Raw genomic sequence first — 19397 nt, forward strand, 5'->3', positions numbered from 1 at the left:
CGGCAGCCCCATCTGCGGCTCCCGCAGCCGCCTCGCGCTCGGCCTTCTCGGCCGCCAGGCGCGCGCGGCGCTCGGCGAAGGTCTCCTTGCGCGCCTCCGGGGCCTTCGCGGCGGCGTCGGCGGGCGCATCGGCATCCGCATCCTCGTCGACCGCGGCCTGCTTCGAGGGCGTGGAGGCGCTCGCCGCGGCGGCCATGGGGTCGATCACCTCGGTCTGCACGACCGAGGTCACCTTCTGCTGCGTCTCGCGGAACTGACGGATGGCACGGCCGATCGTCTTGCCCGCCTGGGGCAGCTTATCCGGCCCGAACAGCAGGAACGCGAACACGATGATGATGATGAACTCGGTTTGTCCGATTCCGAACACGAAAACCTCCCGAAACTATGGACGCGCGCCGAAGCCGCAGCGGCGACGGGCGGCACCATGCGATAACCGCAAAAGTATACCGCCTCCGCGGGCGCGGGGAAGAAGGCTGACGATGCCTTTACAGAGCGTGAACGCAAGCCCGCCCACGCCCCATGGACGTTAGGCGGCCGTGATGCCGATCTCCGCATCGACGCCGAGCAGCTGCGCCACGCGCATCACGCCCGGCTGCGCGTTCACGACGGCGAAGCGCTTGCCATGCTCCTCCGCATGGTGCGCCGCGCCCACGAGCACGCCGATGCCCGTCGAGTCGATGTAGGCCACGTGCTCGAAGTCGAGGCAGACCTCCTCGGTCGGCTGCTCGAGCGCCAGGTCGATAGCGTCGCGCAGCTTCGAGGCGTTCGAGATGTCGACCTCGCCGTCCACGCCGATGACGTAGCGCTCGGGCGAGGCGGAGGTGGTGATCGCAAGTTCCATGATGGTTCCAATCTAGCTCGGGGTTAGCCGGAATCGCATGCGGCAGGGCCGCTCTAGCCGAGGAGGGAGGGGCGGTACCGCCCGCGCTAGCGCTCCTCGAGGGCGAGCTGGGCGGAGACGAGCTTCGTCGCGAGGACGAGCACGTCGAGCGCCGCCTCGAGCTCCTCCACGCTCGGGTAGGTCGGGGCGATGCGGATGTTCGTGTCGTGCGGGTCCTTGCCGTACGGCCAGGTGGCGCCCGCCGGCGTGAGCTTCACGCCCAGCTCCGCGCAGAGCGCGGCGATGCGCTTTGCCGAACCCTCGGGGCCGTCGAAGCTCACGAAGTAGCCGCCGTTGGGATGCGTCCACGTGGCGCAGCCCGTACCCTCGAGCCCCTCGGTGAGCTTGCGCTCCACCGCCGCGAAGCGCGGGCGCAGGAACTCGGCGTGCTTGCGCATGTGGGCGCGGACGGCGTCGAGGTCGGGCAGGAAGCGCGTGTGCATGAGCTGGTTGAGCTTGTTCGCGCTGATGAGGCCCACCTTGAGCGTGCTCGCGACCTCGGCCACGTTCGACGGGCTCGAGCCGAAGAACGCGATGCCGGCGCCGGGGAAGGTGATCTTGGAGGTCGAGGCGACGCCCAGGATACGATCCTCGTTGCCCGCCTCGCGCGCGATGTCGAAGATGTTCGCGAGCACGTCGCCCTCGTCCGTGAGGTCGTGCACGGCGTAGGCGTTGTCCCACACGATGCGGAAGTCGGGCGCGGCCTGCATGGTCGCGAGGCGGCGGACCGTCTCGTCGGAATACGTGACGCCCGTGGGGTTCGAGTACTTCGGCACGCAGAACATGCCCTTGATGGAATCGTCCTCGGCCACCAGGCGCTCGACCACGTCCATGTCCGGGCCGGTCTCGGTCATGGGCACGGGGATGTTCTCGATGCCCAGGTCCGCCGTGATGCCGAAGTGGCGGTCGTAGCCGGGGGCGGGGCACAGGAACTTCGCATGGTCGAGCTTGCTCCACGGCGTGTAGCCGGGCACGCCCTTCTCCCAGTAGTGGATGAGGATCGACTGCATGATGTTCAGGCTCGAGGAGCCGAGCACGATGGTCTGCTCGGGCGGCACGCCGATGAACTCGCCCGCCAGGCGGCGCGCCGAGGGGATGCCCTCGAAGCAACCGTAGTTGGAGCAGTCGACGCCCTCGTCGGTGAGGTCCGAGTCGCTGTTCAGGATGTCGAGCATGGGGCGTGAGATGCCCACCTGCTCGGGGCTCGGCTTGCCGCGCGCCATGTCGAGCTTGAGCCCTTTGGCCCGCGTCTCCTCCACCTCGCGCTCGAGCTGCTCGATAGCTGCCTTGAGCTCCTCGGTCTCCATCTGCTGGTACATCGTCTGCATGCATGCCTCCTGCCGCGCGGGAAAGCCGCCGCGCACGGTGATGGTGTTCTGGGACAGTATACCGACTCGGCGGGCCGGCGCGCGGCGCTGCGAAACGCGTAACATAGTAATAGCATGGGGTGCGGGCGATCCGAGCCATGTAAAATTACCCCAGGGGTATTTTTACATTGCCCCACGGGTATCTTACAGGCCGACCGCACCCGAAAATGTAAAAATACCCCTGGGGTTATTTTACATGGGGCTTTTACATGCAAGGAGGCCGCCATGGATCAGACGTCGTTTCAAGCCGAGGCCTTCGGCGAGCTGCAAAGCCTCGTCGACGGGCTCTTCGCGACCCGGCAGGTCATCGACCGGCTCGACCTCATCATGCAGGCCGAGGTGCTCGACCTCGACCCCGACCTGCTCGAGATCGTGAACCTCCTGCCGCCCGGCGCCTACGAGCGCCAGCGCCTCTGCGACCAGCTGAACTCCGCCCTCGCCGCGCACGGCTGGGGCAGCATGTACGGGACGGTCGAATAGGCGCGCGGCCGCCCGCTCGAAGCGAGCGCCCCGTCCGCCCAACCGTCGGCTCACCGCGAGAAGGAGCACGTCATGGCAGATTTCCTCACCGAGCGCAACGAGGCCATCCAGGCCGCCGAGGCCGCCCTCGACCACCTGTACCGGGCGCGCGACCTTCTGGGGTCGGCGGGCAACTGGGGGCTCTTCGACATCTTCGCCGGCGGGATGCTCACGTCCTACATCAAGCGCAGCAAGATGAGCGAGGCGCAAGCGGAGCTCGAGGCATCCCGCGAGGCGCTCCGCGCGCTCGCGCGCGAGGTGCGCGACGTGGAGCACGCGGACGCGTTCGACATCGACACGAGCGGCTTTCTCTCCTTCGCGGACATGTTCTTCGACAACGCGTTTCTCGACATGTACGTGCAGGCGCAGATCGGGGAGGCGAAGCGCCAGGTCGACGGCGCGATCGGCCAGGTCGAGGCGCTGCGCGACCGCCTGACGCGCTTGGGATAGCCCGGGATGAAAACGGGGGCCGCGGCTCCCGTCTCCCATGCGCTGTTGATGCGGTTGATCGGCTGATTACTCGGCGCCTGCCTGAACCGCCGGGGCGTCGGGCGCCTGCGCATTGCCGGGTGCCTGCGCATCGCCGGGCGCCGCGGCCTCGGCCTCCTCGCGCGGCCCGTCGCCGCGGCAGGCGAAGGTCATGAACGCGAGGCCGATGACCGCCGCCGAGACCGAACCGGCAAGGATCGCCGTCTTCGCGGCGAGGAGCTCGGCCGGAATCTCCGTGAACGCGAGCCCCGCGATGAGGATCGACATGGTAAAGCCGATGCCGCCCAGGATGCCGATGCCGGCGATGTGCCGCCAGCCCACGCCCTTCGGGAGCTCCGCCAGGCCGGCGCGCACCATGAGGTACGTCACGCCGAGGATGCCGAACGTCTTGCCCAAAAGCATGCCGAGGTACACGCCCACGGCCACCGGGTCCACCGCGAGCGCGAGCATGTCCACGCCCACAAGGCGCACCTGCGCGTTCACGAAGGCGAAAAGCGGCAGGATGATGAAGTTCACCGGCGCCGCGATGCGGTGCTCCAGGCGCTGGAGCGGGGGCGTCACGCGGTGCATGACGCGCTCGACGCGCGTGACGGCGTGCGTGAAGTCGTGCTGGCCCAGGATGTGCGCCTCGGCGTCGAAGCGCTCATCGAGGTCGGGGAGCTTCGACTCCACCCAGGACACGAGGGCGCGCGCGTTGATGTCCGAGCGCGCGGGGATGGTGAACGCGAGGATCACGCCGGCGAGCGTGGCGTGCACGCCGCTCTGGAAGAGGCAGAACCACAGCACGAGGCCGAGCGTGAGGTAGGGCGCCACGCCGAAGAACCGCCGCCGGTTGAGGAACACGAGCCCCGCCGTGACGAGCGCCGCCGCCGCGAGCCAGCCCAGCTGCGGGGCGTGCCCGTAGAAGAGCGCGATGGCCGCGATGGCGAGCAGGTCGTCCGCGATGGCGAGCGTCGAGAAGAACACCTTGAGCGCAGGCGGCACGCGGCTGCCCAAAAGCGAGAGCACGCCGAGCGCGAACGCGATGTCCGTCGCCATGGGGATGGCCCAGCCGTACACCGCGCCGCCGCGGTTCACCACGACGTAGATGGCCGCCGGCAGCACCACGCCGCCCACCGCGGCGAGCATGGGCAAAAGCGCCTGGCGCGGCTGGCGCAGCTCGCCCACCGTCATCTCGTACTTCAGCTCGATGCCCACGAGCAGGAAGAAGATCGCCATGAGGAAGTCGTTCACGAAGAGCTCGAAGGTGAGCGAGAACTCCCAGCCGCCGATGGCGATGGTCACCGGCTGGGCGAACCACTCGTGGAGCGGGTAGTAGAGGTCCGTGTTCGCGCAGATGACCGCGGCCACCGCCGCGAGGATCATGACGCACGCGGAGATGACGCCGTTGCCCGTGATGGCCTCGAGGGTGCCGCGGCGCTCCAGGCGGCTGCGCTGCAGGGGGCTCATCAGGCGCTCCCTCCCCGGCTCCGATGCGGAGGCGGCACGACCCGGCTTGCGCACAAGGACCTTGCGCTCGACCGCCCCCGCAGCCGCGCGTCCTTCGGTTGTCGTCCGCTTCTGAGCCATGCGCGTGCGCGCTCCTTCCGTCGTGCCGGGACGCGACGACCCGCCGCTCCCCGCTTGCAAACCTTCGCAACAAAAAGGGGCGCCTTGCCCAGACGCCCCACCTTGCTCTTATTGTTACCACTGCCGTGGCGATTCAACGGGCTCCGGCGCCCGCATCCAGAGGGAATCCACAGATGCGGCCGACCCCGGGCAGCGCCCGGTGATAAAAAGGTGACTGACACCTTTTTATCAGTGAGTCAATTGAACCCGTCCCCAATGACTCACGTCCCCAATGACTCACTCGGCGGCGGCGAGGATCGGTGCGGCGACCTGCTTCTTGCGGGAGAGCACGCCGGGCATCCACACGCCCTCGGCCACGTCCTCGATGCCGAGGCCCTTCTGGGCGGCAGCGGTGTCGCCCTCGAGCAGCACCTGGCTGCCCTCCTCCATGATGTCGGTGATGCACAGCACGATGCCGTCGGCGCCCTTGCCGGCCTGGTAGGCGCGCATGGCCTCGCGGATCTCGGGGATCATGCCGAGCGCGCGGGTCTTGTCGACCGTCTCGTACTGGCCGATGAGCAGCTGCGTGCCGCCCACCTCGAAGAGCTTGATGTCGTTGCCCACCATCTGCTCGGGCGTGAACGAACCGGACGGGCGGCTGAGGAAGACCTCCATGCCGAACTTCACCGGGTCGACGCCGAGCTGCTCGCCGAGCTTCGCGGCCACGGCGGCGTCCACATCGGTGGCGGTGGGGCTCTTGAGCATGAGCGTGTCGGTCATCATGGCCGAGAGCAACAGCTTCGCCTGGGTGTCCGTGGGCTGCTGGCCGAGCACCTCGAAGAGCTTCGCCACGATGGTGCAGCTGGAGCCCCAGGGCAGCGCGACGATGTGGAGCGGCGCGGCCGTGGTGAAGTTGCCGAAGCGGTGGTGGTCCACCACGCCATAGATCGTGGCGTTCTCGAGGCCGACGACGGACTGGCCGGGCTCGTTGTGGTCGGTGAGCACAACGAGCTGCGCGTCCTCACCCTCCGCAGCGGGCTCGATGGCGTCGAGCTGGCGCGGCTCGGGGACGCCGGCCTCGGCGAGGAGCTTCGCGGACTCCGCCGGGAGCGGGCCCAACGCGCACGCCTCGTACTCGTTGCCGCCGAACCCGACCTGGTTCAGCAGCTGCGAGAGCACGACGGACGACATGATGGCGTCGTTATCGGGATTCTGATGGCCGAAGACGAGAACCTTGCTCATTTACGTTTCTCCTTAAGCGATGTGTATCCAGACGGGGACGGCGCGCGGCGCTAGCGGCGCACGTGGCGCACGATGGCCATGGCCGCCGCGGCCTCGTTCGTGACCTCGGAGAAGTCGCCGTCCGCGAAGAGCGCGGGCTTCACCATCCAGGTGCCGCCGCACGCGATGACCGACGGGCAAGAGAGGTACTCCTCGACGTTCTTGGTGCTCACGCCGCCGGTGGGCATGAAGCGGTGCCCCACGAACGGCGCGGCGAGCGCCTTGATGGTGTCGAGGCCGCCGTACTGCGCGGCCGGGAAGAACTTCGTCACGTGCAGGTCGAACTTGAGCGCGCGGATGATCTCGCTCGGAGTGACGCAGGCGGGCAGCACCGGCACGTCCTTGTCGATGCACTCCGCCACGATCTCCTCGTCGAAGCCGGGGCTCACGATGAACTCGGCGCCGGCATCGATGGCCTCGGCGAGCTGCTCCATGGTGAGCACGGTGCCCGCGCCCACGCACATCTTGGGCTCGGCGGCCTTCATGGCGCGGATGACATCGGCCGCGCACGCGGTGCGGAACGTGACCTCGGCGGACTCCATGCCTGCGGACATGAGGGCATGCGCGAGGGGCGCGGCGTCCTCGACCTTGTCGAGCACGACGACCGGCACGATGCCCAGCTGCTCGAGCTTCTCATAGAATGATTCGAACATGAGCTTTCCTTCCTCGGAACCCGTGCCGGGCGAGCCGGCACACTCTACTGCCCTCTAGTTTAGCGTGCCCGCGTGCAAAAGGGACGGACGCGCGGGGCTCATATGGAATGACGCGGTATACTTACAATTACATATGGAATCTGAGCGTATCGGGAGACCGCCATGGCATACCGCGTCTATCAATCGAAGCGAAACGAAGCCGCGCAGGTGGCCATCGGCGACGCCTTGCTCGGCATGCTCGAGGAGCATCCCATGAGCGAGGTCACCATCAAGGAGCTCTGCGAGCGGGCGGGGGTGTCGCGCCCCACGTTCTACCGGCACTTCGACGCCATCGAGGACGTGCTCGGGCTCTTCGCGCAGCAGGTCTACCAAAGCACATACCGCGCCATCGCGCCCCTCATGGGCAAGGGCAACAGCGGCGTCAGCATCGTGGAGCATGTGTTCGAGAAGTTCCTCGAGCACCGGCGGCTCTTCGACCTGCTCCGCGAGCGCGACCTGCTGTCGCCGTTCTTCGGGTACCTGTGGGTCTTGAACAGCTTGCCCACGCAGGAGCAGGTCATCCGCTCCGAGCGATCCATCGCGCCGACGCAGGACACCTTCGACGTGATTACCTACTCCTGGGGCGGCACGTTCTCGATCATCTTCACGTGGATCCTCGACGGGATGAAACGGCCCGCGCACGAGATGGCGCAGGCCGTCATCAGGGCCGCCCTGCACGTGGGCGGCACGTTCGATGCTTCCTACCACGATGTGTCGAACATCATGTGGTCGGTCATGGGCAAGGTCTCCGCGGAGGCGCAGCAAGACGCCCAGCCGGCCGAGCGGCGCTAGCAGCTCACGGGCACGCCGGGCGTCACGCCCGCCTCGTTGAAGCTATCGATGCGCACGCTGTAGCCCTCCCCGGCGTTCAGCGTGGTGAGGGTGTGCATGCCGAGCGAGCCGTCCGTGAGCTCCCAGCTACCGTAGAGCGCCTGCGGGGAGAGGCCGTAGCGGACGATGTACCCCTGGGCGCCGGGCACCGGCTCCCACACGAGGTCGGCCGAGAGCCCGCCCTCGGTGCGCGCGGCGCGCACGGACTCGACGGCGGCCGGGTGCTCGATGCCCGCGGCGCGGCCGAACACGCGGATCCCGCTCACCGCCGCGCGGCCACCGAGCGGGGCCGTGAGGTGCGAGACGCGCACATAGCGCGCGCTCACCGGCGCATCGAGCTCCACGTAGGCGTGCGGGCGGTCGGCGGCGCCGTCACGCAGGTCGAGCACGGGCTCCCACGCCGCGCCGTCGGCCGAGACCTCGAGCAGGTAGCGTGCGGGCTGGTCCTCGACCGTGATGATGCGCTTGAAGAAGGCGCCCGAATCGACGAACTCCTCCTCCGGCGTGTCGGAAGCCGGGATCGCATGGTCGGCGAGGTTCACCTGGATCGCATGGACCTCGCGCGCCGCGCCCATGTCGAGCATGACCCACGGGTCGGCGTCGCCGGCCGCGGCCGCCCACCAGGTGCGGCAGTCCTCGTCCGCAGCGAGGCCCGGCTCGTGGCCCTCCTCGGCGCTCGACGCGCTCGCCGCGACGCCTGCGCCCTTTGAGAGCAGCATCCACGCGGGCTCGGCCGCCTCGTCGTAGGCGCGCGCGCCCTCGGGCACCACCTGCGGGTAGCAGGCGAGGCGCTGGTCGCAGTGCATGGTGCCGTCGGCGTCGAAGTAGCACGGGAAGAGGCCCACGCGGCGCTCGAACTTCTCGTTCACCGAGATGCGCATCGTCGAGGCGTGCCACCAGTTGCCGTGCGCGTCCTGGAAGGTGCTGCCGTGGCCCGCGCCCTGCATGAAGCCGCCCGGGTTCGACGAGAAGGGGTTCCACGCCTGGTAGGTGAAGGGGCCGAGCGGGCTCTCGCCCACGTACACGCCGTCGGCGTACACATTGTTCTCGGTGCCGGGCGCGGCGTACTGCAGGTAGTAGCGGCCGTCGTGCTTGGTCATGTAGGCGCCCTCGATGAAGGGCTTCGTGCCGGTGCGCGCGCGGATCATGCGCTCCATCTCGGTCTTGGGCTCCTCGAGGTGGTTGTTCTCGCCCTTGCGCTCCCAGCCGTGCTCCGCCTCGCACTCGGGCACCACGGCGACCTTCTCGCCGATGGGTGCGAAGGTGCCGCGCTCGAGCTCGATGCCCCACACGGGCTCGGTGCTCGTGCAGCCCCAGTAGAGGTAGATGCGGCCGTCATCGTCCTGGAAGAGGTCGGGGTCCCAGAACTCCATGGTCGTGGCCACGGGCTCGAAGGGCATGTGCACGGGGTCGGTGCTCGCGAAGAAGGTGCAGAGCTGCCCGCGCTTGCTCGCGCAGAACACCACCGTGCCGTCGATGAGGCGCACATCCGGCGCGTAGTCCTCGATGGGAAGCTCGGGCGTAGCCTTGAACTCCCAGGTGATGAGGTCGGTCGAGTACCAGAAGCCGCCGCTCATGGAGGCGAAGAGCAGGTAGTAGCCCTCCCACGCGATCACCGTGGGGTCCGCCGCCTCGCGGAAGCGCCATTCGGCCTGCTTGCCCGGGGCGATCTTGTCCTGGTAGCGATACGGCAGGTCGAGCGGGTTGCAAAACGTCCTTGTCATACGGTCTTCCCTTCGTGCAACACGTAAAATTACCCCAGGGGTTTTTTTACATAGGCGCCCAGGTGCGCGAGGCTCGGCTTGGGCGAGCGCTCCTGCGTGGCGCGGTCGAACGCGATGAGGCCGAAGCGCATGGAGTAGCCCTTCTGCCACTCGAAGTTATCCATGAGCGACCAGTAGAAGTAGCCCTTCACGGGGATGTCGTCGCCCAGACAGCGCTCCACGCCAGCGAGCGCCTCGTCGATGAAGGCCACGCGGCGCGCGTCGTCGTCCGTGCCGATGCCGTTCTCCGTCACGATGATGTCGCCCGTCCACTCCTTCGCCACGGCGCGGAGCACGTGCTCGAGCGCCTGCGGGTAAAACTCGTAGCCCATCTGCGTGACCTCGGCGCCCTCGGGCACGGGCAGGTCGCCCTCGGCGCCCACGCGCGTGCGCGTGTAGTTCTGCACGCCCAGGAAGTCGTCGCCCTCGATCACGGGCAGGTAGTGGGTGAACTCGTCCGCCCACTCCTCGGCCGCGAGCGCCTCGCCGCCGGGCACGGGCTGCAGGTCGTGCAGGCTGAGGGTAAGGCCCACCTTCACGTGCGGGCAGAGCTCGCGGATGGCCGCGCGGGCGCGGCGGTGCGCCTCGCACACCACCTCGTCGCTGTGGCGCGAGCGCGGGCTCTGGAAGGTCTGCGGGTCCTCGGTGCCGAACGCCTCCTTGTTCTCCGCCTTCTGGAGCTGCTGGTTCTCCATCATCTTCTTGAGGTTGAGGCCCATCTGCACCTGCGACTCGTCCACCGCGCCGCCCGCCTCCGCGGTCTGGGACGCGGCTGCCATCGCGGCGGCCGCCTCACGCGCCTGCTGGGCGTAGCGCTCGGCGATGCGGGCGATCTGCAGGCCCATGTTGGCCTCGTTGATGGTGCACACGAACGAGAGCTCGCCGCCCAGGCGCTCCATGACGTGGCGCACGTAGCGCTCGAAATCGGCCGGGGTGGTCTCGGCGTCCCAGCCGCCCTTGCGGATGAGCCAGATGGGGCTGCTGAAGTGGTGGAGCGTCACGACGGGCTCCACGCCGTTGGCGCGGCAGCAGCGGATGACGTCGCGGTAGTGCTCGACCTCCGCCTCGTCGAAGACGCCCTCCTCGGGCTCGATGCGGCCCCATTCGATGGAGAAGCGGTAGGCGTTGAGCCCCGCCGCCGCGGCGAGACGAATGTCCTCCTCGTAGCGGTGGTAGTGGTCGCAAGCGTCGAGCGACGGCTCCGAGAACGTGGTGTGCGGCATCTGCTCCATGAGCCACAGGTCGCTGTGCACGTTGTTGCCCTCGACCTGGTAGGCGGCCGAGGCCGCGCCGAGTATGAAATCCTTGGGTAGCATGGTTCCTCCTTTATGTGCGGCCCGGGGCCGCGCCGTCTTCCGGGACGGGCACCCTGCCCGCCCGGGCGTCGGTTATTCCGTCTGCGCCGCGGCCTGCGCCGCGTTCAGCTGCGCGATCAGGCCGTCGAGCTGCTCCTCGCCGATCATGCCGAAGCCCACGAGCGACGAGAGCTGGATGCCCGCGAGCATCGCCCGCGTGCCCTCGACGTCATCGCTGCCCGCGGCCCCGAGCGCGCCCGCCACCATGCGCTCGAGCACGGGGCCGAACACCTGCGCGCCGGCGGGCGTGGCCATGATGTCGGCGAGCGTCGAGTGCGCCGAGAACGCGCGCGGCAGGCTGCGCGTCGCCGTGAAGGCCACGGTTGCCCTCAGGCGGATGTCGCGGCTCGACGCGCCGACCTCGATGCCGTACGCACCGCTCTCCGCGAAGAACGCGTGCAGGAGCGGCTCGTAGTACGAGAGCGCGCGGGCATCGAGCGTGAACGCGACGCGCGTGCTCTCGCCCGGCTCGAGCGCGACCTTCGCGAAGCGCTTGAGCTCGCGCACGGGGCGGCGGCGCATGCCGGCGGGCGGGGCCACGTAGAGCTGGACGACCTCCTCGCCCGCGCACGTGCCCGTGTTGGTGACGGTGAGCGCGCAGGTGAGCTCCCCGCCCTCGGTGAAGGCGTCCGCGTCGAGCGCGAGGTCGCTGTAGGCGAAGGTCGTGTAGGAGAGGCCGTGGCCGAACGGGTAGCGCACGGGCAGCTCCTTGGCGTCGTAGTAGCGGTAGCCCACGAACACGCCCTCGCGGTACTCCGTGCAGTCGTCCTCGCCGGGGAAGTTGAGGTACGACGGGTTGTCCGAGAGCTTCATGGGGAAGGTCTCGGCGAGCTTGCCCGACGGGTTCGCACGGCCGTAGAGCAGGCTCACCGCGGCATCGGCCGCGCCGTCGCCCGGCAGGTACATCTCGAGGATCGCCGCGACGTCATCCGCCCAGGGCATCGTGACGGGGGCGCCGTTCAGGAGCACCACGACGGTGCGGGGCTGCGCGGCCGCCACGGCGGCGATGAGCGCGTTCTGGGCGGCGGGCATGTCGAGCGTGGTGCGGTCGAAGCCCTCGCTCTCGTAGCGCTCGGGCAGGCCGGCGAAGACGACCGCGGCATCGGCCGCGCGCGCCACCGCGACCGCCTCGTCGATGAGGGCGCGGTCGGGCTCCTCGTCCGCCTCGCGGTACCCCTGGGCGAACACGACGCCCGCGGGCGCCGCCTCGAGCGGGTTCGAGCGCTTCGCGCTGTTCACATGGCTGCTGCCGCCGCCCTGGTAGCGCGGGTCGTGCGCGAAGTCGCCGATGAACGCCACCGGCGCGCCCTCCGCGAGCGGCAGGGCGCCGCCCTCGTTCTTGAGCAGCACCGCCGAGCGCTCCGCCGCCTGCACGGCGAGGCGGTACCCGCGCTCGAGGTCGGGTGCGACCGCGCGCGAACCCGCCTGGGCCTTCTCCACGAACGAGAGCACGTTCTCCACCGCGAGGTCGAGCTCATCCTCCGTGAGGCTGCCGTCCTCGAGGGCGGCGAGGATCTGCTTCGTGCCGCGGTCGGTGCCGCCGGGCATCTCGAGGTCGAGGCCTGCGCGGATGCCGAGCGCGCGGTCCTTCACCGCACCCCAGTCCGTCACCACCATGCCGTCGAAGCCCCAGTCGTCGCGGAGGATCTCCGTGAGCAGCAGGCGGTTCTCGGCGCAGTAGGTGCCGTTCACCTTGTTGTAGGCGCACATGACCGCCCAGGGGCGCGCCCGCTTCACCACCGTCTCGAAGGGTGCGAGGTAGACCTCGTGCAGGGTGCGCTCGTCCACCGCGCTATCGCTCACCATGCGCCCGGTCTCCTGGTTGTTGCAGGCGAAGTGCTTGATGCAGCTGCCCACGCCGCGGCTTTGCACGCCGCGAACGAGCGCGGCGCCCATCTCGCCGGCGAGCACCGGGTCCTCGCTGTAGTACTCGAAGTTACGGCCGCACAGGGGGCTCCGCTTGATGTTGAGGCCGGGGCCCAGCAGCAGCGCCACGTCCTCCGCCTGGCACTCCTCCCCCAGCTCCGCGCCGAGCTCGCCGGCGAGCGCGGTGTCGAAGCTCGAGGCGACGGCCGCCGAGGACGGGAAGCACACCGCCGGCACGCTCTCCAGCATGCCCAGGTGGTCGCCGCCCTCGCCCTGCTTGCGCAGGCCGCTCGGGCCGTCGGTCATCATGACGGCGGGCACGCCCAGGCGCTCGAAGGCGCGCGTGTGCCAGAAATCGCCGCCCGAGCACACCTCGGCCTTCTCCTCGAGCGTCATCTGCTCCATGATCTCCTTGATGTCCATGGGTTCCTCCTCTTCGACGGAAGCGCGGGCTCCGATGGCAGGCACGCGTCACAGGCGGACGGTGTAACGGTGGGAGCCGGGGTCGGCCTCGTGCTCCGTGCCGTCCGGCAGGCGCACGACGGCGGGTGCGGGCACCTCGACCTCGACGGAGAGCGCGCCGTCCGCCGCGAGCTCCCACGCCACGCGGATCTCGCCCACGCGCGAACGGTATATACCCTCGGCGTGCCCCAGGCGCGCGTCCACGTGCGGCTCGATGAGCACGGAGGTGAAGCCGGGCTCGAGCGGGCGGATGCCCAGCACGTAGCGGTACAGGAACTCGCCCACGCTGCCGAAGGCGTAGTGGTTGAACGAGACCATGTTCTCGCTCGACTGGTCGCTCGTGCGCTCCTCGTTCACCGTGCCGTCCGGACGGATGGCGTCCCAGCGCTCCCAGATGGTCGTGGCGCCGCGCTCGACCTGGTAGAGCCAGCCCGGGCAGTCCGTGGAGAAGAGCACGTCGAAGGCCAGGCGCTCCTCGCCGCCCTCCACGAGCACGGGCAGCAGGTGCGCTGTGGCGTAGAAGCCCGTGTGCATGCCGTTCGCGCGCACGTCGTCCACGAGCTGCGCGAACACGGCCTGCCAGGCGCCCTGGTCGCGCTCGCGGTCGAGCACGAGCACGAGCGCCATCACGGCCGCGCCCTGGTAGAAGTCCTTCAGGCGGCCGTCCTCGTCCAGAAACGCCGCGCGGTAGGCGCCGTGCGCCCGCTCCAGGTGGCCGCGGTAGGTTGCCGCGTCCTCATCGTGGCCTAAAAGCTCGGCCGCGCGCACCATGATGCGCAGGTCGTTCACCATGAAGGCGCACGACACGGGCGCGTTGTGCTGCGCCGCCCACGCGATGTCGTGGCCGGGGGCGAGCCAGTCGCCCAGGTTCACGCCGAACCACAGGCCGGCGTCGCCCGCGTGCTTGAGCTTGCAGTCCACCATGGCGCGCATGCTGTCGTACTGCGCCTCGAAGGCTGTGCGGTCACCGAACTGGTCGTAGATGAGCTCGGGCATGATGGTGTCGGCGCTCGCCCACTCCTGCATGCCGACGAAGCCCACGCCGGCAGGGCCGGTGGCCGGCACGCTCGCCGCCACGTAGCCCTCGGAGTTGTCGCGCTGGCTCATGCGGACGTCCTTCAGGAACTTCTCCAGGAACGCCTCCGTGTCGTAGTTGTACGCCGCGGTGCGCGCGAAGGCGTGGCCGTCGCCCGTGTAGCCCTGGCGCTCGTCGCGCTGGGGGCAGTCGGTAGGCACCTCGACGTAGTTGGAGCGCTGCGTCCAGAGCTGGTTCTCGTAGAGGCGGTTCACGCGCTCGTCGCCGCAGCTGAACGTGCCCGTGCGGGCCATGTCGGTGTAGAGGGCGCGGGCGCGGACGAGCCCCGGCCGCCACGGCGTGCCGGAGAGCTCCACGTAGCGGAAGCCCATGTAGGTGAAGCGCGGCCGCCAGGTGCCCCGCTCCTCGCCCTTGTGGTAGACGATGGTCGCGCGGGCGGTGCGCAGGTTCGCGGTGTAGAGGCTGCCGTCGGGGTTCAAGAGCTCGCCGTGGCGCACGGTGAGCGCCGCGCCCTCGATGAGCGCGGGGTCGATCTCCACGATGCCGGCCATGTTCTGACCGAAGTCGACGATGGTGGTGCCGTCGGCACGCTCCGTCACCTGCTGGGGCTCGAGGGTCTCGTGCAGGGTGACGGACGTCGTGCTCGGCTCGATAGCCTCGGGGAGCGCGCCCTCGAAGGGCACGGGCGGGAACACCGCGGGCGCGTCCGGCCACTCGCCCGCGGCGCCGCGCGCCCAGTAGACCTCGCCGTCGTAGAGGCCGGCGTAGTCGTACGGGCTCGGCACGGCGGCGACGTCCGCGTCGCGCGCGGTGAGGCAGCGCTCGGTGCCGTCTTCGTAGCGGATGCGCAGCACCCAGGACACGGCCGGGCGCTCGCCCCAGATCTGGGTCTCGTTCTCGCAGGTGAAGCGCCCGCAGTACCAGCCCTGGCCCAGGTACACGCGCAGGGTGGCGCAAGCGGCGAGCGCATCGGTGACGTCATAGACCTGGTAGTGCAGGTCGTAGGGGTAGTAGGTGAAGCCCGGCGTGAGGAACGCCTCGCCGAGCTTGCGCCCGTCGAGCTCCGCCTCGTACATGCCGAGCGCCGTGATGGCGAGCTCCGCCTCGACCACCGGCGCGAGGCCGGCCTCGATGGCCTGCTCGAACACCTCGACCGTGCCCTCCCGGTACGGTCGCTCCGTCGTGATGAAGGCCGCGCGCAGCGCCTGCACCGTCTCCTCGTTGCCCATCATCCTTACCTCTCCATTTCTCGCCGATCGCCGGGCGCGGCGCGGCGGGACCCCGGGGACAGCAGGGCCCCGCCGCCGGCCGGCTCACGCGTCTATAGCTTGCACGGGGCGTTGTGCCGGCGCGCCGATGCCCGTCTCCGGCGCGCCCGTCACGCCTCCACCTTCTTGAAGCGCTGCAGCACCTCGTTGATACCCTTGAGCTGGTCGGTCGTACCGCCACCGCGCTTGAAGAGCGACTCGAGCGTCATCTTGCCCAGCATGCGCTGCAGATCGGGGTTGTCCTTCACGCTCGTCGCCACGTCGCCGCGCGACGACGCGCCCTCGGCCATGATGCGGTCGAGCACCGCGCCCGCCTCTGGGCTGCGGCGGATCTCGTCGAGCGTGTCCTTGATGGAGTAGCACGACGGGTCGATGACGATCTCGTCGAACCAGTTGTCAACCGGGGCCGCCGCGCCGAGCGAGTACGCCGGGTTGGGCTCGGCCACGCGACGCAGCGTGATGCGGTCGCACAGCTCGCCGGCGCGCGCCTCGACCACGTGCTCGGAGCCCACCGCGCCGAGCGGCACCTCGAACGCGAGCACGTGCCCGCCCGCCTTGCCGTCCAGGCGCTCGCCGTCCACGAAGAGCTCGACCGCAGGCTGGTTGGTGTAGACCTTCACCTCGGTGGTCTCGCTCGGCCGGTCCGTGTAGCGGCTGCCGCACACGTGCACGAAAGGCTCGTCGCTCCACGCCGCCTTGTACAGGTAGAACGCGTCCTTCTTGATCGCGCGGTCGAAGGTGACCAGGCCCTTCTGGTTCTGGCCGTCCTTCCCGCCCTCCTCGCGGCCGTCGGCGGCGAAGTCGAACATGTTCCACACGTGCGTCGCCCACAGCCACGGGCGCTCGTCGATCATCTTGAGCATGTGCTCGTGGTAGAGGCACTGGAACTCCTCGGTGTAGTCGCCCGCCTGCGGCGCATCCGAATGGAAGGCCGGGTTCGCGTCGGCTCCGTACTCGGAGAAGCCGATGGCGCGGTCCGGGTAGGTGGCGTGGTAGGTGTCGAAGAACTCGTCCGCCTCGGACATCTCGCCCACATACCAGCCGAAGTACAGGTTGTAGCTGTTGACGTCCGGGATCTCCAGGATGGGCGAGGCGGTGTCGAGCATGAAGACGTTCGCCATGGTGGTGGGGCGCGTGGCGTCGAGCTCGTGGCACAGGTCGTTGAGGTCGCGGTGCAGCTGCAGCAGCTCGTCGTTCACCGTCGAGGCGGCCGTGATCTCGTTCGAGAGGCCCCATACCACGATGCTCGGGTGGTTGTAGTTCTGGAGCACGAGCTCGCGCATCTGGGAGCGCGCGTTATCGTCGCCGTTCGGCAGGCGCATGGTGATGAGGGGGATCTCCGCCCACACGCAGATGCCGGCCTCGTCGCAGAGGTCGTAGAAGGCCTGGGCGTGCTGGTAGTGCGCGAGGCGGATGGTGTTCGCCCCCATCTCGCGGATGAGCGCGACGTCCTCGGCCATCATCTCGGGCGTGAGGGCGTTGCCCGCGCCGGCGCGGTCCTGGTGGCGCGAGACGCCGCGGAGCGGGTACGGCCGGCCGTTCAGGATGAAGCCGCGGCCGGGATCGATCTCGTAGCTGCGGCAGCCGAAGCGCACGGACGCCTGGTCGCCCTCGGGCAGGGACACGGTCGCGGTGTAGAGGTACGGGTCGACGACGCCGTCCCACAGGCGCGCGGCGGAGATGTGGAAGACCGCCTGGGCGTGGCCCGCCTCCACGGGCACGGTCGTCTTCCAGGTGCGCTGCTCGTCGTCGGCCTCGCCCGCGATGGAGAGGGTGGCCTCGGTCGCGGGACCCTCGACCCACGCGTCGACCGTCACCACGGCCGTGGCGGGCGCCTCCCCGCCCCCGAGCGTCACCTCGGGCGTCACGCGGACGCCGGGCGCGCCGTGGTAGCCGAGCGCGATGTGCGTCGCGGGCACGATGATGAGCTTCACGTCGCGGTAGATGCCGCCGTAGAAGGTGAAGTCGGCGTACTGCGGGTACACGCGGTCGTTCGAGCTGTTATCGACCGAGACGACGATCGTCACCGCATCCGCCCCGGCGGCGCGCGCCTGCCCGATCGCGGAGGTGGCGTCCACGCGGAAGGTGGAGAACCCGCCCTCGTGCTCCGCGACGGGCACGCCGTCCACGTACACGCGCGCGCTCATCGCGACGCCGCCGAACTCGAGCCAGGCCTCCTCGCCCGCCGCGAGCACGGGCAGCGCGAGCTTGCGCACATACCAGCAGGTGCCGCGGTAGTAGTCGTTCCCGCCGTCGGCACCGTCCTCGGCGTTCCAGGTGTGCGGAAGCTGAACCGCCGTGCCCGCGCCCCGCTGGGCGGCGAGCGCTGCCGCGGCGGCGTCGGTCGCATCCTTCACGAACGTCCAGCCGTTGTTCAGTACCCCGATGCTACGCATGTCGCTCCTTCTTCGTTGGTTGCTCAAACATGGGTTGGTTGGGGACGTGTTCCTTCCAACCCCTTTTCACAGGACAGCCCGCTCAAAAAAAGGGGTTGGAAGGAACACGTCCCCAACCAACCCATCGACGGGAGGGGCGCACCCACAGCGGGCGCGCCCCGTTCGAACCGTTAGGCCTCTGCCTCGAGCTCGGCCTTCCGCTCGTTGATGTCCTTCTGGACCTCGATCATCTTCTCACGGGTGAGCGTGTAGAACTTCATGGACACCAGGCCGATGATCCAACCCAGAAGCGGGATGCCGAAGTAGAGGAAGAGACCCATGGCCTTGATCTCCGGCGTCGGGGCATCCGTGGGCTGCGGCGCGGTGTTCACGTACCCGATGAGGCTCACGCCCACGGCCGCGATGGTGGTGCCGAGCGAGCTGATGAACTGGTCGATGAAGTTGTAGGTGGCCGTCACCACGCCGGGCAGGTACTTGCCGGAGCGGCTGAGCTCGTAGTCCACCACGTCGGAGCGCATGGCGGTATCGGCCGTGGTGATGCACATCTTGGCGGCGTTGATGAGGAACAGCAGGCCGAAGAAGATGACCATGGGCACCATGGACTGCGAGATGGAAAGCATGTCGATGGAGTAGCAGTAGATGATGGCCACGATGGAGAGCACCGAGCCCACGATCATCGAGAAGATGGCGATCGTACGGCTGCCGTACTTGCCGGCGAGCTTGCCCGCGAGCACCGCGAAGATGATCGAGGGCAGCGAGGTCACGGCCGACACGATGGTGGAGAGCCCGATGTTGCCGATGAGGATGCCGAACACGAGCGTGGACACGATGGCCTGGCTCATGGTCTGCTGCGAGAGCTTGGCCGAAACGCAGTGCAGGACGTACATCTGGAAGGGACGGTTATCCTTGAGCAGGCTCCACATGTCGCGCAGGCTCACCTTCTCGTCCGAGGCGGTGAGGTTCTCGAAGTTCTCCTGCTTGTCCATGTCCTTGACGCCGACGAACGACAGGAGCATGAACACGAGCGAGATGGGCACGTACACGAGGGCGCAGGCCGAGAGCATCTGCGCGTTGTACTCGCCACCGAACATGGGCAGGAGCACCACGTTCGAGACCACCATGAGGATCATGGGCACGATATAGCTATAGAGCGTGCCCCACACGCCCACGATGGGACGCTGACGCGGATCGGTGGTGATGAGCGGTGAGGCCATGTTGCCGGCGATGTCGCAGATCGAGCTGCCCACGATGTAGACGAGGTAGAGCGCCACAAAGAGCACCACGCCGCCGCCGTTCGCCCACACGAAGAGCATGAGCGCCGCGATGGAGCGGATGACCCAGCCGATGGCCGTGAAGAAGCGGATCTTGCCGAACTTGCCCGAGTAGCGGTCGATGACGAGCGCGATGAACGGGTCGATGATGCCGTCGAACACGCGCGAGCCGGTGAGCAGCACACCCGCCAGGCCCATCGCGATGCCGTAGTTGACGTTCGCCGCGTAGCTCACGAGCGTGATGAGCGAGTAGAACGTCATGGACATGCCGTTCGACATCATGGTGAGCGCGATCTGCCACCACTTCGCATGCCGGTACTGGACGCCGTCCGCCTCGCTCGCCGTTTCCCTCTTTGTATGCGCCATACGGATC

At 68.7% G+C, this 19397-nt stretch carries 15 protein-coding genes; 3 read left to right on the forward strand and 12 right to left on the reverse strand.

Features of this window, described 5'->3' with window-relative positions; all coding sequences use genetic code 11:
• The 3 genes from BN423_RS05270 to BN423_RS05280 form a co-directional block, all read right to left on the reverse strand.
• The coding region (locus BN423_RS05270) for a Sec-independent protein translocase subunit TatA/TatB (protein WP_019239219.1) at window positions 1-367 on the reverse strand (367 nt) is incomplete at its 3' end.
• 159 nt (window positions 368-526) lie between these two features.
• Window positions 527-841: an STAS domain-containing protein gene (locus tag BN423_RS05275; protein WP_019239220.1), complete on the reverse strand. Its 315-nt coding sequence runs from the start codon at window positions 839-841 to the stop codon at window positions 527-529.
• 86 nt (window positions 842-927) lie between these two features.
• The gene (locus tag BN423_RS05280; RefSeq protein WP_019239221.1) at window positions 928-2208 is read right to left on the reverse strand and encodes an aminotransferase class I/II-fold pyridoxal phosphate-dependent enzyme; all 1281 of its coding nucleotides are present in this window, start codon (window positions 2206-2208) and stop codon (window positions 928-930) included.
• Between the two features lie 264 nt (window positions 2209-2472).
• On the opposite strand from BN423_RS05280, the gene BN423_RS05285 reads away from it, so the two are divergent.
• Both BN423_RS05285 and BN423_RS05290 read left to right on the forward strand, forming a co-directional pair.
• Window positions 2473-2727 (forward strand): hypothetical protein, encoded by a 255-nt coding sequence (locus tag BN423_RS05285; protein WP_019239222.1) that lies wholly within the window; start codon window positions 2473-2475, stop codon window positions 2725-2727.
• A gap of 72 nt (window positions 2728-2799) precedes the next feature.
• Window positions 2800-3216 (forward strand): hypothetical protein, encoded by a 417-nt coding sequence (locus tag BN423_RS05290; RefSeq protein ID WP_019239223.1) that lies wholly within the window; start codon window positions 2800-2802, stop codon window positions 3214-3216.
• A 66-nt stretch (window positions 3217-3282) separates the two neighbouring features.
• On the opposite strand, the gene nhaA is transcribed toward BN423_RS05290, so the two are convergent.
• From nhaA to eda, 3 genes are all read right to left on the reverse strand, one after another.
• The gene (gene nhaA, locus BN423_RS05295) at window positions 3283-4824 is read right to left on the reverse strand and encodes a Na+/H+ antiporter NhaA (RefSeq protein ID WP_019239224.1); all 1542 of its coding nucleotides are present in this window, start codon (window positions 4822-4824) and stop codon (window positions 3283-3285) included.
• A 276-nt stretch (window positions 4825-5100) separates the two neighbouring features.
• Entirely contained in the window at window positions 5101-6045 is a 945-nt protein-coding gene (locus BN423_RS05300) for a DHH family phosphoesterase (protein WP_019239225.1), read from the reverse strand.
• Between the two features lie 50 nt (window positions 6046-6095).
• Window positions 6096-6737 (reverse strand): bifunctional 4-hydroxy-2-oxoglutarate aldolase/2-dehydro-3-deoxy-phosphogluconate aldolase, encoded by a 642-nt coding sequence (gene eda / locus BN423_RS05305; RefSeq protein ID WP_019239226.1) that lies wholly within the window; start codon window positions 6735-6737, stop codon window positions 6096-6098.
• A gap of 162 nt (window positions 6738-6899) precedes the next feature.
• Here eda and BN423_RS05310 point away from each other — a divergent pair, with 162 nt between their 5' ends.
• Window positions 6900-7568 (forward strand): TetR/AcrR family transcriptional regulator, encoded by a 669-nt coding sequence (locus tag BN423_RS05310; RefSeq protein ID WP_019239227.1) that lies wholly within the window; start codon window positions 6900-6902, stop codon window positions 7566-7568.
• On the opposite strand, the gene BN423_RS05315 is transcribed toward BN423_RS05310, so the two are convergent.
• The 6 genes from BN423_RS05315 to BN423_RS05340 form a co-directional block, all read right to left on the reverse strand.
• Entirely contained in the window at window positions 7565-9331 is a 1767-nt protein-coding gene (locus tag BN423_RS05315) for a family 43 glycosylhydrolase (RefSeq protein ID WP_019239228.1), read from the reverse strand. The genes BN423_RS05310 and BN423_RS05315 overlap by 4 nt on opposite strands.
• 29 nt (window positions 9332-9360) lie before the next feature.
• Window positions 9361-10686: a glycoside hydrolase family 1 protein gene (locus tag BN423_RS05320; RefSeq protein WP_019239229.1), complete on the reverse strand. Its 1326-nt coding sequence runs from the start codon at window positions 10684-10686 to the stop codon at window positions 9361-9363.
• A 72-nt stretch (window positions 10687-10758) separates the two neighbouring features.
• Window positions 10759-13014, reverse strand: coding sequence for a glycoside hydrolase family 3 C-terminal domain-containing protein (locus tag BN423_RS05325; protein WP_019239230.1), 2256 nt, complete (start codon window positions 13012-13014; stop codon window positions 10759-10761).
• 48 nt (window positions 13015-13062) lie between these two features.
• Window positions 13063-15321 carry an alpha-L-rhamnosidase gene (locus BN423_RS05330; RefSeq protein WP_019239231.1) on the reverse strand — a complete coding sequence of 753 codons (2259 nt, stop codon included), beginning with the start codon at window positions 15319-15321 and terminating at the stop codon, window positions 13063-13065.
• Between the two features lie 146 nt (window positions 15322-15467).
• The gene (locus BN423_RS05335; RefSeq protein WP_019239232.1) at window positions 15468-17753 is read right to left on the reverse strand and encodes a glycoside hydrolase family 2 protein; all 2286 of its coding nucleotides are present in this window, start codon (window positions 17751-17753) and stop codon (window positions 15468-15470) included.
• A 170-nt stretch (window positions 17754-17923) separates the two neighbouring features.
• Entirely contained in the window at window positions 17924-19390 is a 1467-nt protein-coding gene (locus tag BN423_RS05340) for an MFS transporter (protein ID WP_019239233.1), read from the reverse strand.
• Window positions 19391-19397: the final 7 nt, after the last annotated feature.

Source organism: Enorma timonensis (assembly GCF_000321165.1).
Taxonomy (GTDB): Bacteria; Actinomycetota; Coriobacteriia; order Coriobacteriales; family Coriobacteriaceae; genus Enorma.

Excerpts from the sequence above, each read along its gene's own strand:
- BN423_RS05285 (WP_019239222.1), top strand. The coding sequence starts at position 2,473 with ATGGATCAGACGTCGTTTCAAGCCGAGGCCTTCGGCGAGCTGCAAAGC.
- BN423_RS05315 (WP_019239228.1), bottom strand. The coding sequence starts at position 9,331 with ATGACAAGGACGTTTTGCAACCCGCTCGACCTGCCGTATCGCTACCAG.
- eda (WP_019239226.1), bottom strand. The coding sequence starts at position 6,737 with ATGTTCGAATCATTCTATGAGAAGCTCGAGCAGCTGGGCATCGTGCCG.
- BN423_RS05330 (WP_019239231.1), bottom strand. The coding sequence starts at position 15,321 with ATGATGGGCAACGAGGAGACGGTGCAGGCGCTGCGCGCGGCCTTCATC.
- BN423_RS05280 (WP_019239221.1), bottom strand. The coding sequence starts at position 2,208 with ATGCAGACGATGTACCAGCAGATGGAGACCGAGGAGCTCAAGGCAGCT.
- BN423_RS05310 (WP_019239227.1), top strand. The coding sequence starts at position 6,900 with ATGGCATACCGCGTCTATCAATCGAAGCGAAACGAAGCCGCGCAGGTG.
- BN423_RS05335 (WP_019239232.1), bottom strand. The coding sequence starts at position 17,753 with ATGCGTAGCATCGGGGTACTGAACAACGGCTGGACGTTCGTGAAGGAT.
- BN423_RS05300 (WP_019239225.1), bottom strand. The coding sequence starts at position 6,045 with ATGAGCAAGGTTCTCGTCTTCGGCCATCAGAATCCCGATAACGACGCC.
- BN423_RS05340 (WP_019239233.1), bottom strand. The coding sequence starts at position 19,390 with ATGGCGCATACAAAGAGGGAAACGGCGAGCGAGGCGGACGGCGTCCAG.
- BN423_RS05325 (WP_019239230.1), bottom strand. The coding sequence starts at position 13,014 with ATGGACATCAAGGAGATCATGGAGCAGATGACGCTCGAGGAGAAGGCC.
- nhaA (WP_019239224.1), bottom strand. The coding sequence starts at position 4,824 with ATGGCTCAGAAGCGGACGACAACCGAAGGACGCGCGGCTGCGGGGGCG.
- BN423_RS05275 (WP_019239220.1), bottom strand. The coding sequence starts at position 841 with ATGGAACTTGCGATCACCACCTCCGCCTCGCCCGAGCGCTACGTCATC.
- BN423_RS05290 (WP_019239223.1), top strand. The coding sequence starts at position 2,800 with ATGGCAGATTTCCTCACCGAGCGCAACGAGGCCATCCAGGCCGCCGAG.
- BN423_RS05320 (WP_019239229.1), bottom strand. The coding sequence starts at position 10,686 with ATGCTACCCAAGGATTTCATACTCGGCGCGGCCTCGGCCGCCTACCAG.